Here is a 15763-nt window from a genome sequence, read left to right on the forward strand (position 1 = left end):
CCGGGTCACGTCCCGTCAGACCCCCGATAGGGCCAACAGCTCGTCCATACGCGTGTCCTCGCACGGCGTGGCCGCGCTCAGCTGGGCATCGGTCACGGTGGTCAGCGCGACGTCACAGATCGTTTCCGGCGTAGGACAGGTTGAAGCTCTTGTTGGTCAACGGGAAGTCGGGAACGATCGTGTCGGCCATCGCAACGGGAAGGGCCGGCCAGTTGAACCAGGACGGGTCGACGATCTTGGCCCGGGTGAGTTTCCCGTCGGCGCCCACCTCGACGCGGTGCACGATGGTGCCGCGCCAGCCCTCGACGATGCCGACACCGCTGGACGACCCACCGCGCCCGTCGACGGGTTCCTGGTATTCGAGCGAGCCGCTGTGTGACTCGATCAGCGCGCACGCCAACTCGACCGATGCGGCGAACTCGTCGCGTCGCACCGTGTATCGGGCGAGCACGTCCCCGGTGGTCGCGCCGACCTCGGTGACCGGAAGTTCGGTCGTCGGGTGGTCGACGCGGGCATCGGTGCGAACGCCGCTGGCCCGGGCGGCGTAGCCGAGACATCCCAAGGCGAGGGCGTCGTCCTTGGCGAGCACCGAGGTGCCTGCGAAGCGGTCGTAGACCACGTTGTTGCGCAGGGTGAGCTCGGTCACCTCGGCCAGGTCGGCCACGATCTCCCGCAGCACGACGGGGTCGGGCAGCGTGCGCAGCACCACCCCACCGGGGCGGATGGCGCCCCGCAGCAGACGGTGGCCGGTCACCTCGGCGTTGAGGCGCAGGAGGCGTTCCTTGATCCGCAGCGCGTGGGTGTTGGCGATCCCGAGCGAGACGTCGTTGGCCAGGGCACCGAGGTCGGTGGCGTGGTTGTAGAGCCGCTCCAGCTCGACGACAAGGGCCCGGAGCCGGTGTGCGGTGTCGGGAAGCGTGATGCCGAGGGCGTCCTCGACGGCGAGGCTGTGGGCCAGCGCGTGGCCGGCCGAGGTGTCGCCGCTGACCCGTTCGGCCAGCGCCGCGCCCGCGCCGGCGGGTGTGCCCTCGAACAGCTTCTCCACGCCGCGGTGCACGAACCACAGCCGGGCTTTGAGCCGCAGCACCGTCTCGCCGACCACCGAGAACCGGAAATGGCCCGGCTCGATCAGTCCGGCGTGTACCGGCCCCACCGGGATCTCGTACACGCCCGTACCCTCCACGGTGACGAACGGAAAACGCCCCCTCGGCTCGAATTCCGGTGGCGGGCCGGCGTCTTGGCGCATGGGATGCCAATCCTGCGGCCAGTGCGCGTGCCGGACCAACCGGCGGGGGCGCGGATGTCCAACCGGGCGAATCCCGTACAGGTCGGCCATCTCCCGCTCGAACCGGCTGGCCGGAAACGACAGGTATGCCAGCGACGGCACTTCGGGATCGCCTGGCGGCAGGACGCATTCGAGTTCCACCCGACGGTCGGGGTGACCGGCGAGGAACAAATACACCGTCCGTAGCACACCGTCGCCGTCATCGTGCCCCGCCACCAGCGCGAGCCGGAACCCAGACCCGAAGAGCTCCTCGGCCTTGTCCCTGAGGGACTCTCGCGAGATACGATGCCGTACATAGCTTCTCATCGCAGCCCTCCGAGCAGGCTTGCGGCGTCGGCGAACAGCTCCGTGAGCGGACCCACCGTGATACCAAGGACGATCGAGACCGCCACGCCCACCACCAGCGCCGCCGCCACCGAGCCGGGCACCGCGATCGCGGGCGCGCCGGCCGGTGCCGTCCCGAGCAGCATGCGACCCGAATTGCGCACGAGCGCCGTGAACGCGACCGCGACCAAGAGTATCGCCGCGGCGAGCGCCCAGGCCAAGCCGGCGTCGGCGAGCGAGCGCGCGATGGCGAGTTCACTGGCGAACATCGCGAACGGTGGCAACCCGAGCAGCACAATCAGTCCGACCGAGAACGACCCGCCGACCATCCGGGAGCGGCGCACCACCCCGCTGATGTCACGGATCGCGGTGGAGTCGTGCGCGATCTGCAGCTGACCGCCCGCCAGGAACAGCACAGTCTTGCCGACACCGTGGGCGAACACGTGTAGCAGCAGGCCCGCGATCGCCAGCGGTGTGCCTGCCGCGGCGGCGATCGCGATCAGTCCCATGTTCTCCATCGACGAGTATGCGAGCATGCGCTTGACGTCGCCGGTGACCACCAACATCAGCGCGGAGATGAGCAGCGTCATCAAGCCGAGCACGATCAACCCGGTGCGCAGGAAGCCGGGCCCGGTCGCGGCATCGATGACCGGTTTGATGCGCAACAGCACCGAGAACGCCACGGCCAGAAGCACACCGCTCATCAACGCCGACACCGGCGCCGGGGCCTGGCTGTGGGCGTCGGCGAGCCAGGTGTGGAACGGGAACAGGCCGGCCTTGGCGCCGTAACCGATGAGCAGCAGCCCGCCCGCTAGGCGCGCCACGCCCGGATCGAGCCCGGCCGCGTACGCCGCGAGCACGTCGAGGTTGAGCGCCTGCGCCTCGGGTGCGCCCGCGTGCTGAGCGGCGAAGTACATCAGGACGGTGCCCAGCAGCGCCACCGCGATGCCCACTGAGCAGATCATCACGTACTTCCACGTCGCCTCCAGCGCGGCGCGGGTGCGACGGTGCCCGACAAGGAACGCGGTGACGACGGTAGTGGCCTCCACGGCGACCCAGATCACCCCGATGTTGTTGGCGCTCACCGCAAGTGCCATCGCTGCGATGAACGCCGGAGTCAGGACGCCGTACAGCCGTGCACCGCCCGCATCGGTGTGACCGTGTTCGAGTTCGGCGCCGATGTAGCCGACGCTGGCCCATGTCGACAGGCTGGCCACCACGCCGATGACGATCAGCATGGTGACCGAGAGCGCGTCGGCGCGCAGCAGACCGCCCAGCGCCAGGTGCGGAGCGGACTCGACCCGGGTGGCGAGCACGATGCCGCAGACCAGCACGGTGACGGCCGAGACCAATGACAGCGCCGCGGTCCAACGCCGCCATCCGGCAAGGAGATTCACCAGCGCCGCGGCGGCGGGCACGAGGACGGGGGCGAGCAGAAGTGTGGTCATCAGTCCCGCAGCTCCTGCAGGCGATCGAGGTCGGCGCCGCCGAATGCCCGACGCAACCGGCCGGTCAGCACCCCGATGATCAGCACCACGAACAGCACGTCCAGCGACGCGCCGAGTTCCACGATCAACGGCACCCCGGCGGTCAGCAGGAACGCCGCGGCGGTGATCCCGTTGTCCAGCATGAGAAAACCGGCCGCCTGCGACACTGCGTGCCGTCGGGTGGCCATCACGAACAACGCGATGAGGATCACCGCGAACGCCGCGGGCACTGCGCTGACGACCGGGTCCGGCGACAGGTCGACCAGCGGGCGGGTGATCGCGAACGCCACGATGGTCAGCACGCCGGCGATCAGCAGCGAGGTAGCGGTGTTCACCAGCGGTGTCGCTTCACGCTGGGCCTCCTGCTCGGCGGCCAGCGCGCGAGCCAGCAGCCACGGCAGTACCCCGGCGCGCAGCACCAGCACCGCGACTCCCACGGCGACCAGCGCGATTTCGGCGTCGTGCAGACCACGCACCACCGGAATCGCGGCCAGCGCCACGCCCTGCCAGGCCAGCAGGCGGACGATGGCACGCAGGTCACGCCGCCACACGATGAGCACCGCCGCCAGGGTGAGCCCGCCCGCGGCGAACCCGATGAGCGTGATGAAGTTCGAGTCGATCATGCGGCCCCCACCGTGAAGAAGCTGGCCGCGGTCACCGCGAGCAAGGCGAGCAGGAAGGACCCGGCCAGGAGTTCGGGCACCCGGAACAGCCGCAGCTTGGCGATGAACACCTCGACACTGGCCAGCAGCAGCGCCAGCACACCGACCTTCACCGCGACGGCGACCACGCCGACTGCCACCGCGAGCGCGGTCGGCTGGTCACCGGCAATTCCCCACGGCAGGAACAGGTTCGCCAGCAGCGCCAGCAGTACGGTCATCCGCATCGCCGACGCCCACTCCACCAGGGCCAGCTTCGGCCCGGCGTATTCGAGGACCATCGCCTCGTGCACCATCGTCAGCTCGAGGTGGGTGGCGGGGTTGTCCACCGGCAACCGGCCCGTTTCCGCGATGATCACCACCACCAGCGCGGCGAACGCCAACACACCGGACAGCGACACCACCTGGCCCGGGTTGTCCAACGTATTAGCCACCAGTGCACCCAGATTCGCCGATCCGGCCGGGATCGACAATGCGAAGACCGCCAGCAGGATCGTCGGCTCCACCAGAGCGGCGATGGTGGTCTCACGGCTGGCGCCCATGCCGCCGAACGAGGTACCGGTGTCGATGCCTGCGAGGGTGAGCGCGACCGTGCCCAGGAACAACAGCCCGACGACGGCGAACAGATCGGCGCTGGAGTCCAGCGGCGACCCGGTGGCCACCACCGGGGCGATCGCTGCGATCAGGAGCGTGGTGCCGGCGAGCACGAACGGCGCGGCGGCGAAGATCAGCGTGGTGCCCTCGGGCGTGATCTGTTGTTTGCCAAGCTGTTTGCGCAGATCCCGCCACGGCTGCAGCACCCCCGCACCGGCGCGGCCCTCCCAGCGCGCACGGACCTGGCGCATCAACCCGATCACCAGCGGCGCACCGAGGACCACCGTGGCCAGTTGGGCCACCCCCGCGAGGTAGGACATCAGGTTCATTTGGCGACCACCAGGATGATCAGTACACCCAGCGCCCCGTAGGCCAGGTAGAGGTGGATGCTGCCGGTGTGGGCGCGGCGGATCACCGCGGCCGCGGTCGCCACCGCGCGCACGACCGGTGTGTACAGCCGCTCCTCGATGGCGTCGCCGATCCGGTTCCGGTAGGTGACACGGTCGGCCATGTACCGCGATTCGGCGGTCGGGGTGACCTCGATGGCGGTGTCGGGGCGAAGAACGTCGTCGAACACCCGCTGCAGCGGTTCGGCGAACGACGTTGCGGTGTACTGCATCCGCGCGGTCAGGTCGCCCGCGCCGCAGGCCCACAACGGCAGCCGTTCGGCGGCCGGCCGGCGTCGGGACCGCCACTGGCTGGCGACGACCACGGCGAGGATCGCCAGCACCAGCGCCCCCGCGATCACCGCAGGCGCGAGGGACCCGGGGACACCGGGCAGCCGGATCATGATCCCGAAGTCGGTGAAGTTGACCGTCTGCGCTGCGGGCAGCGTCTCGAGCACCCGCCGTAGTGCGGGGGCGACCAGCCCGGGAACCACCGCGATCAACGCACAGCCGATGGCGGCGATGGTCATGGCGCCGACCATCGTGCGCGAGGATTCCCTTGCCGCCGAAGCGGGTTCGGAACGCGGCCGGGCCAGAAAGCCGATGCCGAACGCCTTGACCATGGTGGCCACCCCGAGGCCGGCCGTCAGCGCGACCGCCCCCATGGCCAGCGGCCCCAGCAGCGACACCACCGTGTCGTTGCCCGGGGCGCGGATCAGCGACTGAAGCAGCAGCCACTCGCTGACGAAGCCGGCGCCGAGCGGCAGCCCGGACGCGCCGAGGGCAGCCACCCCGAACAGTGTCGTCGTCGCGGGCATCCGCCGCGCCAGCCCGCCGAGCCGGTCGAGATCACGCAGCCCGGTCACCGACAGCACCGACCCCGCGGCCATGAACGCCAGGCACTTGAACGCCGCATGCGCGAGAAGATGCAGCACGGCCGCGGTCATCGCGATGGTCGCAGGTGCGCCCGCGCCGGCGTCGGCGAACAACGTCGCCGCGCCCAGCCCCAGGGTGATCAGGCCCATATTCTCGGTGGTCGAATACGCAAGCAGCCGTTTGAGATCCGCCGCCACCGAAGCCTGCAGCACGCCGTAGAGCGCCGACGCCGCCCCGACGGCCAGTAGCGTCAGCGCCCACCAGCGGGGTCCAGGTCCGAGCAGCTGCAGGTCGATGCGCACGATGCCGTAAATGCCGAGGGTCACCATCGCCGCGCTCATCAACGCCGACACCGGGCTGGGCGCTTCGGGGTGGGCCCGCGGCAACCAGGCGTGCAACGGCACCAAACCGGCCTTCGACCCGAAGCCGGCGAGCGTGAGCAGAAAGACCATCGTCCGCGTGCCTTCGGACACACCGCCCAGGTCCGCGAAGCGGTCCGCGCCGCCCGCCGCGGACAGCACCATGAGGCCGACCAGGATCGCGACGAAGCCGAGTTGGGTCATCACCGCGTAAACCAACGCCGCCGAGCGCACCGGGGGCCGGGTGTGGTCGGTGAGCACCAGGACCAACGAGGCGATGGCCATCAGCTCCCAGGCGAACAAGAACGTCGTCACCGATCCCGCCGCGGGCACCAGCAACATGGCGGCCACGAACAGGGGAAGCACGGTCGTCGCGGTGCGGCTCAGCTCGTGTGCGTATCCGATCGCATAGATGCCGACCGGCACCGCGACCGCGCCGGTCAACGCCATGAAGAACCCGCCGAGCGGATCAAGGTGCAGGTGCACGCCGGCCAACGGCAGCAGCCAGCCGATGCGTACGTCACGGGCGGGGCCGAACACGGCGATCAGGCCCAGCCACACTCCGATGGCGCCGACAGCCGAGGTGCTCAGTCCCATGATGATACTGAAGCTGCTGCGGGACAAGGGTTTTCGCGAGCTCCTTGGTGGAGCCGCCAGCGTCGCGGTCACTTGCCGGTCACCGATCGCAGTGCGGCGACGATCTGGTCGGGGGTGGGCGGACAGCCCGGTATCTCGACGTCGACGGGGACCACTTCGCCGACCGCGCCGACCACCCCGTAGGCGTCGGCGAAGACGCCCCGGTTCAGGGCGCAGTCACCACAGGCGATGACCACCCGCGGTTTGGGGGTGGACTCGACGGTGTTGCGAAGTGGTTCGGCCATGTTGCGGGTGACGACGCCGGTGACCAGCAGGGCGTCGGCGTGCCGAGGGGAGGCCACCAGGCGGGCTCCGTACTGCTCGGCGTCGTAGACGGGGCCGAACGCTCCGCCGACCTCCACCTCACAGCCGTTGCACGAACCGGCGTCGACGTGGCGGATCTGCAGCGAACCCCGCACGCCCGCAGGCGGTTGTACCGTCGGCTCCGGTGCCGGCGGCTTCGGCTCGACGATGCGCCCGATGCGAAATATCTTGCGCAGCCAGCTCATTGCTCGCCCTCGACATCGGCACGAAGGTCCTCCAGGACGGCGACGCGGTCACTGAGCACCGTCGTCAGCACCTTGCGTGCGACCGCGAGCAGCTCGGCGATGTCCGGTGAGGCGATGGAGTAGATGACGCTGTTGCCCTCCTTGCGGGCCGTCACGACCCCGGCCCTGCGCAACACACCCAACTGCTGCGAGAGGTTGGAGGATTCAAGTCCGACCTCCGGCTGCAGTTCGCCGACGGAACGGTCCTTCTCGACCAGCAGCTCCAAGATCAGGACGCGTGCCGGATGGCCGAGGGTCTTGAAGAAATCGCCCTTGAGCTTGTACAGCGGCTCCACCGACACCCCTGAAGAAATGTTGTTTTCTAAAATTTAATAGTTGAAAACTTTATCAGATAGTTGAGCGAGCGCATAACCGCGCGGCTTCATCCGGTCCGATCAGTCGGCGGGATGGGCCTGGTCGTCGAGGGGTTCGATGACCCCCTGGACAAGCGCCGACACCTCGTTCGTCACGCCGCCGCCGACGAAGAACAGCATCTCGTCGCCCGCTTCGAGCACATCGTCGGGCGTCGGGAGAACGATCCCGCTCTCCCGGATGACGATCGCCAACGCGCTGTTCTCCGACAGCGGCAAGTCGGCCATCCGTCGGCCCACCAACGGATCCCCTTCGGGCAGCGTGAGTTTGGCCAAGCTGACCTGCCCCTGCCGCAGCTCCATCAACCGAACCACATGCCCGATGTCGATGGCGCCCTCGATCGCCGCGACCAGGGCCGCCGGCGCGGACACCGCGAGGTCGACGCCCCACGCCTCGTTGAACAGCCACTGGTTGCGCATGTCGTTGACGCGCGCGAGCACCCGGCCCACCCCGAACTCTGTCTTGGCCAACAGCGACATGGTCAGGTTCACCTTGTCGTCGCCCGTTGCGGCGATCACCACGTCGCAAGTCTCGATCCCCGCCTCCTGCAGCACAGCCACTTCGCAGGCGTCGGCCAACAACCAGTCGGCCTCGGGCACGGTGTGGGGCTCGTAGTGCCGGACGCTGTGCTCGATCAGCAAGACCTTGTGCCCGTAGTCGATCAGCTCCTGGGCGACCGAGCGGCCGACCGCTCCCGCACCCGCGATGCCGATGCGCATCGAGCGGCGTTCCTCCGCACCGCTTGACACCTCGGCAGATCGCTTCCAAAGGCGGACCACCATTTCATACTGACTTATCCGCTGCCGTGGTAGGTGTTGACTGCACATCGCACCAGCCACCCGGTCCCGAACGGGGAAGAGATGACCCTGCAGCAGCTGTATCTGATGCTGCTCGCGGGTGGGCTCGTGCTGTTGGCCAGCATCGTGGCCACGCGGGCGGCCAGCCGCATCGGCTTACCGAGCCTGCTGCTGTTCCTGGCCGTCGGCGTCATCGTCGGCGAGGACGGGCTGGGACTGCAGTTCGACAACTATCTGCTCGCGGACCACCTCGGCACCGTGGCCTTGGCGATCATCCTCATCGAGGGCGGCCTGACCACCAATTTCGCCGACATCCGCAAGGTATTGGCTCCAGCCGGGGTGCTGGCCACCGTCGGCGTCGGCGTCAGCATGATCGTCACCGCGGCGGGTGCGCATCTGCTGCTGGGCATGGACTGGCAACTGGCGCTGCTGCTGGGTGCAATCGTCTCGTCGACCGACGCGGCCGCGGTGTTCTCGGTGCTGCGGGTCGTGCCCCTGCCCCGGCGGGTCGCGGGGTTGCTCGAAGCCGAGTCGGGTTTCAACGATGCCCCGGCCGTCATCCTCGTTCTGTTGTTCAGCGCCGCACCGCTGGAGCTCTCCCCGGTGCACACGCTCGTGACGGTGGCCTATGAGTTGGCGGCGGGCGGCGTGATCGGCGTGGTCCTCGGCGTGGTGGGTGCCTTCGGCCTGCGCCGGATCGCGCTTCCGGCCTCCGGCTTGTATCCGCTCGCGGCGTTCGGTCTGGGCATGGTGGCCTTTGCGGCGGCGGGTGCGGCACACGCCAGCGGGTTCCTTGCGGCGTACGTGTCTGCGCTGGTGCTCGCCAATTCCGGGCTCCCCCACCGCTCGGCGACGCGCTCGTTCGCCGAGGGACTGGCCTGGCTGGCACAGATCGGCCTGTTCGTGTTGCTCGGCCTGCTGGTGGATCCGGGCGATCTGGCCGCCGAGGTGCTGCCCGCGGTCGTCATCGGACTCGTCCTGTTGTTGATCGCACGGCCACTGTCCGTCGCGATTTCCCTTCTCGGGTTCCGAATACCTTGGCGCGAACAGCTTTTCGTGTCATGGGCGGGATTGCGGGGTGCGGTCCCGATCGTGTTGGCGACCTTTCCGATCGTCGGCGGCGTTCCCGACAGCCTTCGGTTGCTCAACATCGTGTTCATCCTCGTCGTGGTGTTCACCCTGGTGCAGGGGCCAAGCCTGGGTCTGGTGGCGCGCCGGTTGGGGCTGATATCGAAGGAGGCCACCCGCGAGATCCAGGTGGAGTCGGCTCCGCTGGACGTGCTCGAGGCCGAACTGCTCACGATGACTGTGCACGCACCGTCGCGCCTGCACAACGTCACCGTCCGCGAACTGCGGCTACCCGACCCGAGCGTGATCACGTTGATCATCCGCGACGGAAACACGTTCGTGCCGCAACCCGACACCCGGCTTGCCATCGGCGACGAACTGCTCATCGTCACCACGAGCAAGACACGAGCGGCCACCGAGCGGAGGCTGCGAGCGGTCAGCCGGCGCGGAAAGCTCGCGCACTGGTTCGACGAGTACGGCGAAGCCGGGTAACGGCGACTACGCTCGACGAAATGCGCTTCGCATTCAAGACGTCCCCGCAGAACACCACCTGGGCGGACATGCTGGCCGTTTGGCAGGCCGCCGACGATATCGAGATCTTCGAGTCTGGTTGGACTTTCGATCACTTCTACCCCATCTTCTCCGACTCGACCGGCCCGTGTTTGGAAGGTTGGATCACGTTGACGGCGTTGGCGCAGGCAACCAAGCGACTACGGCTCGGGACGTTGGTGACCGGCATCCACTACCGTCATCCGGCGGTGCTAGCCAACATGGCCGCGTCGCTGGACATCATCTCCGACGGCCGTCTGGAGCTCGGCATCGGCGCCGGCTGGAACGAAGAGGAGTCCGGTGCCTACGGCATCGAGCTGGGCACCATCAAGGAACGCTTCGATCGTTTCGAGGAGGCCTGCGAGGTGCTCACCGGGCTGCTGAGCCAGGAAACCACCACGTTCGACGGCAAGTTCTACCAACTCAAGGATGCACGCAACGAACCGAAGGGGCCGCAACAGCCGCACCCGCCGATCTGCATCGGCGGCAATGGAGAGAAACGCACGCTGAAGATCACCGCCAAGTACGCGCAACACTGGAATTTCGTCGGTGGACCGCCGGATGTGTTCGCACGTAAGCGCGAAGTGTTGGCCGCGCACTGCGCAGACATCGGCCGCGATCCCGGCGAGATCATGCTGTCGGCCCATGTCCGGCTGAACCCGGATCTCAATTACGGCGCGGTCGTCGAGGAGGCGGCGGCGCTGGGGAAAGAAGGGCTGGACCTAGCGATCGTCTACCTGCCACCGCCGCACGACCCACGCGTTCTGGAGCCGCTGGCGGAAGAGATCAGGGTGTCGGGCCTGCTCGACGGGCAATGATCACAAAAAGGTAACGGCCGGCAAACGAGTGACAGGCGGCCGGCCGTCGCCAATGGGCTGTGGCTGGTGAGTTCGCTAGAACCCGTAACGAAGGAGTTCGTCCGGCGTGATCAGGCGCTCAGCCTTCGCGGGGAATCCGCGGCTCTTCAAGGGATGACGGAAAAGTGACCAGGCGATTCGACTCACCCGTGAACGAGAAAGCGGGTTGAGGTACACGGAACTGACTCCTGTGTCGATATATGTTGCTGATCAGGGCTCTACCATATCGCAGCGCCCCCCATGAAGTCATTAGATACCTGGGGTCAAGCAAACGGTCCGAGGCGCGCCGAAATATCATCTGATGTTTTTTCTGATGCAGTTGTGACTGATGTGAATATCTGCGATGGGGTGCTCCTGCACTCCTGTCGCGCCGGGCGCGCGTCGGGCGATGCCTCGCGTGCCGGCCTGAGATTGTTTGCTAGCTGGCCGGCTTGCGGACTCTTTTCCTGGGATAGTCTGGGCGCGCGTCGGATCGGCCTCGTAACTCTCCGACGTGGCCATTACTCGAGTTTTGGCTGGTAGACGACGGTGTCGATCGAGCATTCCGGCGCCGTCTTGGGGCCGCAAATTCGTGCGACTGCGGGGGTTGCTGTTCAGGTAGCATTTGCGAAGTGACGCCTGACGAGGCTTGCCAATCAATTCGGCGCCGAGATGGCCGCTGTGCGGAGTGCCAATGACAGAGACCCTGCGGATCGACGCGCCGTTGGTGCTCGAGGCTGGGAGCAGACTGCAGGCGCTCGCGGCGGCGATCCCTCCCCCGCCGGCCTCGTTCAGTCCGACGGGCGCGGATGCGCTGTCGGTCGCGATTGCGGGCAAGGTCGCCGAAGTGGTGGACCCGGTACTGGCTCAACTCCCGGTGACCAAAGAGGAGTTGACGCGTTACGCGCAGAACGTGTTGACCGCGGCCGGTATGTATGACGCGGCTGATCGGCAGCTTGCCGAAGAGATTCTGAAGCGCCTGAGCGAGTTGGACGGGGATGAAGCAGGGTCCACAGGCGGTGGCTCGGGTGCTGGTGCGGCGGAGGGTGCAACGACGTCGGGTGCTGGTGCAGCTGAGCAGGCCGGCCAGATGGGCCAGATGATGCAGATGCCAATGCAATTGGCGCAACAGGCAGCTCAGATTCCGATGCAGTTGGCTGGCATGGCAGGGGCAATCCCGGCGGCGATGATGCAGGGCTTGCAGAGCGCCATGCAACAGGTCGGGCAGGTGTCGGAGATGGCAAGTGCCGAGGATGAACTGAAACCCGAAGGAGACGAGGCGGTTTCGGCGTCGACGACAGAGAAAGAGCCGCCTGGGGCAGAGACGCCACGGGCCGAGGTCCAGGGAGCCGCGCCTAGCACTGCTGGCGGTGAACGGGCGCCCGAGCCGCAGGTGCAGGAGTTCGAACCGCCGCCGCCCGCGGTGCCACCGAAGCCGGCGCCGACGCGCCCGGCTGAGGCGGCGCCGGAGACCGCACTATGAGTCATCCGCCGCCGGGAGGCCCCTACCCTCCGCAGCAGCCGCCGTGGCCGCCACAGCAATGGTCTCCGGGGCCGCCGCCGAAGAAGCGGGGCAACGGCTGGAAGTGGGCGTTGGGCGCCGTAGCGTTGCTTGTGGTCATCGGAGTGACTGTGGCAGTGACGATTTCGGTGACGAAGGACGACGGCAGCGACGGCTCGAATCCGTCGGCCAACACATTTGGCCTAGCGAGCGCCGACGACAAAGGCCCCGCCAACATCATCACCGAAGACCCGACATGTGCAGCGTGGACTCCGATCAACAGCACGCTTGCTCAGGCGCAACATAACGGATGGGACAGCATCGACCGTTCCATCCCCGCCGAGCAATGGACAACCGAACAGCGCACGCAGTACCACGCGGTGGGGCGGGCGATGATCGCAGCAGCAGACCAATCGACACGGCTGGTCGAGATCACACCTCATCGCGTGATCCGCAAACTCTACGAGCAGTTCATTGCATATGCGCGCGCTTACGGAAACGCCATTCCCACTTACGAGCCCGTCGACAATTATCTAGCCATCGTCGCTGCTGACACATCGTCGGCTTTGGCGAACTTGTGTGCCTCGATCACCTACGGCACTGCTCAAGCGTGGGCGCCTCTGCTTCCAGCTCCCGATCCACCATCTCGAATTGCAGCGATTCAGAATCCCAACAACCCGGAACAATTCTTAACAACGCCGGATCCAACATGCGGGGAGTGGGAAGGCTTATTGCGTCGGTTCCAAGCTGACACCACCGCTTGGGGCACAATCGACGCGAGTAAACCTTTTGCTGAATGGAATCCCGAGCAGCGCTCGGTTGCCGATTCACTTAAGACAGTGATTAGCACATTCGCCGATGACGTAGAGGATCTCGGTCGCCGTAGCGAGAGCGCAACACTGGAGGATTTCGCAGTCCTCGCTGCGCAGTACCGCCGTGCGTTTGTTGAAGCGCTGCCTACTTACACGTCAGCCGATTCTTACCTCTCTGGAGTGGCTGTCGACCTCACCAACGCGATATTCGATGCATGCAAGGCGGCGGGTGCGTAATGGAGCAAAGGACAGTTGAGCCATCCAGTCTTACTGCCCCTAAACGTGTACCGCGGCTGGTTGGCTGGCCATGGCGCACAACGACATCGCGATGGTCGCCGCACAGTCTTAACGATCCCTTCATCGAGTGCGCGTGACTTAACAATGGGTATCTCGCGACCAAACGATCGGTACGGGATGGCAGCGCCACCGGCATGGCCTGACGTAGACGAAGATGTACTGCAAGCATGCGCAGATGCAATCGGCATAGTTTCGAAGACTCTTGGCGCACAGCTTGATGCCGCAAGACAAGAACGCAGTGCAATGTTCGGCGGAGTCGGCCTCTGGTCAGGGGGAGGGGCGATATCCGCTAACGCTGCGCTCGATAAGCGGATCGCCGATATACAGGCGGTCAAGGGCAAGCTCGACGCCTCCGAACAGCTCTATCGTGACAGCGTCATCTCTGTGACGAGTGCGAAGAACGGCATCATCGATAACGTCGATCTCGCACACGAATTGATTGACATCATTCTGCGTGCAGATGGCTTGGAGTCGGAGAAGAAGTCGGCAGTCGATGCGGTCGTGGAATCAACCCGTAACGAGAACCTCGACATCGTCGCTTTGGCGGCTTCGCACGTCTCGGGGAAGGCGTCGCCATCTATCGACAGCATAAATGGCACAGCAGGCAACGAGTCCCAACTTGGCGCTGCAGCCGACACTTCAGCCACTCGAGTCGTTCTCGTTAGCCATCTGTCCGGTGTCGGCGGAGATGAGTTGAAAACCACGCCACCAGTATTGACGCGCACACCACCACCTAACGCTCTGCCGGCAGATGGCGCCCTGGCGGGCGTCGGCGGGAAGGAAGTGCACACAAACCTGCCGCCCAAAGTGCCGGCCGAAGACTATGGCCCCGTACCTTCCCGTAGTGGTTTGTCGGGTGTGGGTGGCGACGAAGTTGTGGCTGATCCGTCGCCGCCCATCCCACCGGAAGCCGGCCCAGGCGCTCCTATTGCAGTGGCCCCTGTAGCACCCGTAGTCCCCAGCACCCCAGGCGCTTCCGTCGCACCATCCGCGCCCAGCGTCGGCACATCGGCGAGTCCCTTGTCGGGCACGTCGGCACCGTCGACGTCCACCTCCAGCCCGCCGATCACCTCGAATCCTGCTGCAGCAGCGGCCAATCAACAGACACAGCTCGCGGAGTTTCAACGCTCGATGGCGGATGCCGCGGCGAAAACCGCAGCGCAGACGTCGATTCCACCTCCACAGCCAGCCGCAGCTCCGATAGAGGCCGCGCCCACCGCTCAACCTCTCAATGCACCCCTGGTAGCCGATACTCCGACGGCAACCCCTCCACCCGCACCAACCTCACCTGCCGGCGCCAGCGCTGGCGTCACCGCCCCAGCGCCCGTCACACCCGCGCCCGGCAGCGGTGCCGCGCCTGGAGGTGCTGTCCCGCTGGGCCCACCGCCGACGCCTCCACCGGCGGCACCCGCTACTCCGGCAACTGCCGGGCCCAGCGTCGCTCCGGCTGCGGCCGCAGCGGGTTCGAGCACTGTCGGTGCGCCCGCACCGGTACCGGTATCGGCGGCACGTGCACAGCGTGAGGCCATCGCTGCCGCGACACTACGGCGACCCTCGGCAACTGATCCGGTCCAAGTCGCCCATCGCATCGCCGCAGCTCTCAACGTGGGGATCAACGATATCGGGTTCTTTTGGATCACCGGCCTCGCCAAGGATGGCACCATCGTCGTCGCCAACAACTACGGACTGGGCTATATACCCGAGGGCGTCAACCTGCCGGACCCGGTGAAGATGGCGTCAGCAGATGAGTCCATCCCGGCTACCATCCGCGGCACCTGGGCTACGTATCCGATTCTGGCGCTGCATGGTTGGGCACAGCACCACAACACTGAACTGCGAGCGGTCATCGCCACCGAGGACCAGTTCAAGGGCTTCGATCCCGGCGCACCCAAAATTGTTCTGCGGCCCGACGACATACCGCAGAGCGGCGAAATGAAAGGCCGTCGCCGCTTGCAGGTGATCGCCGCCGATGCCGCAACTAGGCTCGCCGCCATTAGCGGCGGTGGCCTGTCCGACGTATTGCCTCCAGCGCCCACAGACACCGAAGCGCCCCAAGATCAACGCGCGGAGTTGTGGTTCGAAGTATTTCGACCGCTCCTTAGCAATGCGCCCGACCGCGGACAGGTTCAGCTGGCAGCCTTTGTCACCTACGCGGAGCATGCCCAGGAGTTGGCGCTCCACGACGCGCACATCGCAACCGATGAAGCCAGCCAACGTGCCGCGATCGCCGATTGGATCTATTGGCAACACCTGAGCGTCCTGTCGGCGGACGCGATCGCTGCAAGTGCCAGCGTCTGAAACGAACCCGGTACGACGGCGCGCCCATTTTGATGCTCCTATTGATGTCAAGCGATTTGGAGCCAGGTTCTGTAGGTTT

Annotated in this window: 13 protein-coding genes; 5 read left to right on the plus strand and 8 right to left on the minus strand. The window is 66.5% G+C overall.

Annotated features, from left to right (window positions below; translation table 11 throughout):
- Positions 1 to 112 precede the first annotated feature (112 nt).
- From MELE44368_RS04105 to MELE44368_RS04140, 8 genes are all read right to left on the minus strand, one after another.
- Entirely contained in the window at positions 113 to 1591 is a 1479-nt protein-coding gene (locus tag MELE44368_RS04105; RefSeq protein ID WP_128107316.1) for a hydrogenase large subunit, read from the minus strand.
- Entirely contained in the window at positions 1588 to 3057 is a 1470-nt protein-coding gene (locus MELE44368_RS04110; RefSeq protein ID WP_128107317.1) for a proton-conducting transporter transmembrane domain-containing protein, read from the minus strand. The genes MELE44368_RS04105 and MELE44368_RS04110 overlap by 4 nt, the downstream gene beginning before the upstream one ends.
- Positions 3057 to 3719 carry a hypothetical protein gene (locus tag MELE44368_RS04115; protein WP_128107318.1) on the minus strand — a complete coding sequence of 221 codons (663 nt, stop codon included), beginning with the start codon at positions 3717 to 3719 and terminating at the stop codon, positions 3057 to 3059. Before MELE44368_RS04115 ends, MELE44368_RS04110 begins: the two co-directional genes overlap by 1 nt.
- Complete coding sequence (locus MELE44368_RS04120) at positions 3716 to 4669, minus strand: respiratory chain complex I subunit 1 family protein (RefSeq protein ID WP_128107341.1); 954 nt, start codon at positions 4667 to 4669, stop codon at positions 3716 to 3718. The genes MELE44368_RS04115 and MELE44368_RS04120 overlap by 4 nt, the downstream gene beginning before the upstream one ends.
- A 5-nt stretch (positions 4670 to 4674) precedes the next feature.
- Positions 4675 to 6567: a proton-conducting transporter transmembrane domain-containing protein gene (locus MELE44368_RS04125; RefSeq protein ID WP_128107319.1), complete on the minus strand. Its 1893-nt coding sequence runs from the start codon at positions 6565 to 6567 to the stop codon at positions 4675 to 4677.
- A 68-nt stretch (positions 6568 to 6635) separates the two neighbouring features.
- A complete protein-coding gene (locus MELE44368_RS04130) occupies positions 6636 to 7115 on the minus strand; it encodes an NADH-quinone oxidoreductase subunit B family protein (protein ID WP_128107320.1) in 480 nt (159 codons plus the stop codon).
- Complete coding sequence (locus MELE44368_RS04135; RefSeq protein ID WP_128107321.1) at positions 7112 to 7456, minus strand: lsr2/espR transcriptional regulator; 345 nt, start codon at positions 7454 to 7456, stop codon at positions 7112 to 7114. The genes MELE44368_RS04130 and MELE44368_RS04135 overlap by 4 nt, the downstream gene beginning before the upstream one ends.
- 93 nt (positions 7457 to 7549) lie before the next feature.
- Entirely contained in the window at positions 7550 to 8245 is a 696-nt protein-coding gene (locus MELE44368_RS04140) for a potassium channel family protein (protein ID WP_128107342.1), read from the minus strand.
- A gap of 141 nt (positions 8246 to 8386) precedes the next feature.
- Between MELE44368_RS04140 and MELE44368_RS04145 the strand changes: the two genes are divergently transcribed.
- The 5 genes from MELE44368_RS04145 (at position 8387) to MELE44368_RS26985 (ending at position 15684) form a co-directional block, all read left to right on the plus strand.
- The gene (locus MELE44368_RS04145; RefSeq protein WP_128107322.1) at positions 8387 to 9883 is read left to right on the plus strand and encodes a potassium/proton antiporter; all 1497 of its coding nucleotides are present in this window, start codon (positions 8387 to 8389) and stop codon (positions 9881 to 9883) included.
- Between the two features lie 20 nt (positions 9884 to 9903).
- Positions 9904 to 10758, plus strand: coding sequence for an LLM class F420-dependent oxidoreductase (locus MELE44368_RS04150; protein ID WP_128107323.1), 855 nt, complete (start codon positions 9904 to 9906; stop codon positions 10756 to 10758).
- A gap of 712 nt (positions 10759 to 11470) precedes the next feature.
- Entirely contained in the window at positions 11471 to 12259 is a 789-nt protein-coding gene (locus MELE44368_RS04160) for a PE domain-containing protein (RefSeq protein WP_128107324.1), read from the plus strand.
- 149 nt (positions 12260 to 12408) lie between these two features.
- On the plus strand, positions 12409 to 13326 hold the full coding sequence (locus tag MELE44368_RS04165; RefSeq protein ID WP_241566471.1) for an ESX-1 system-associated protein: 918 nt from the start codon (positions 12409 to 12411) through the stop codon (positions 13324 to 13326).
- 303 nt (positions 13327 to 13629) lie between these two features.
- The gene (locus tag MELE44368_RS26985) at positions 13630 to 15684 is read left to right on the plus strand and encodes an EspK C-terminal domain-containing protein (protein ID WP_241566476.1); all 2055 of its coding nucleotides are present in this window, start codon (positions 13630 to 13632) and stop codon (positions 15682 to 15684) included.
- Positions 15685 to 15763 lie beyond the last annotated feature (79 nt).

This window comes from Mycolicibacterium elephantis DSM 44368 (assembly GCF_004014805.1).
GTDB classification, from domain to species: domain Bacteria; phylum Actinomycetota; class Actinomycetes; order Mycobacteriales; family Mycobacteriaceae; genus Mycobacterium; species Mycobacterium elephantis.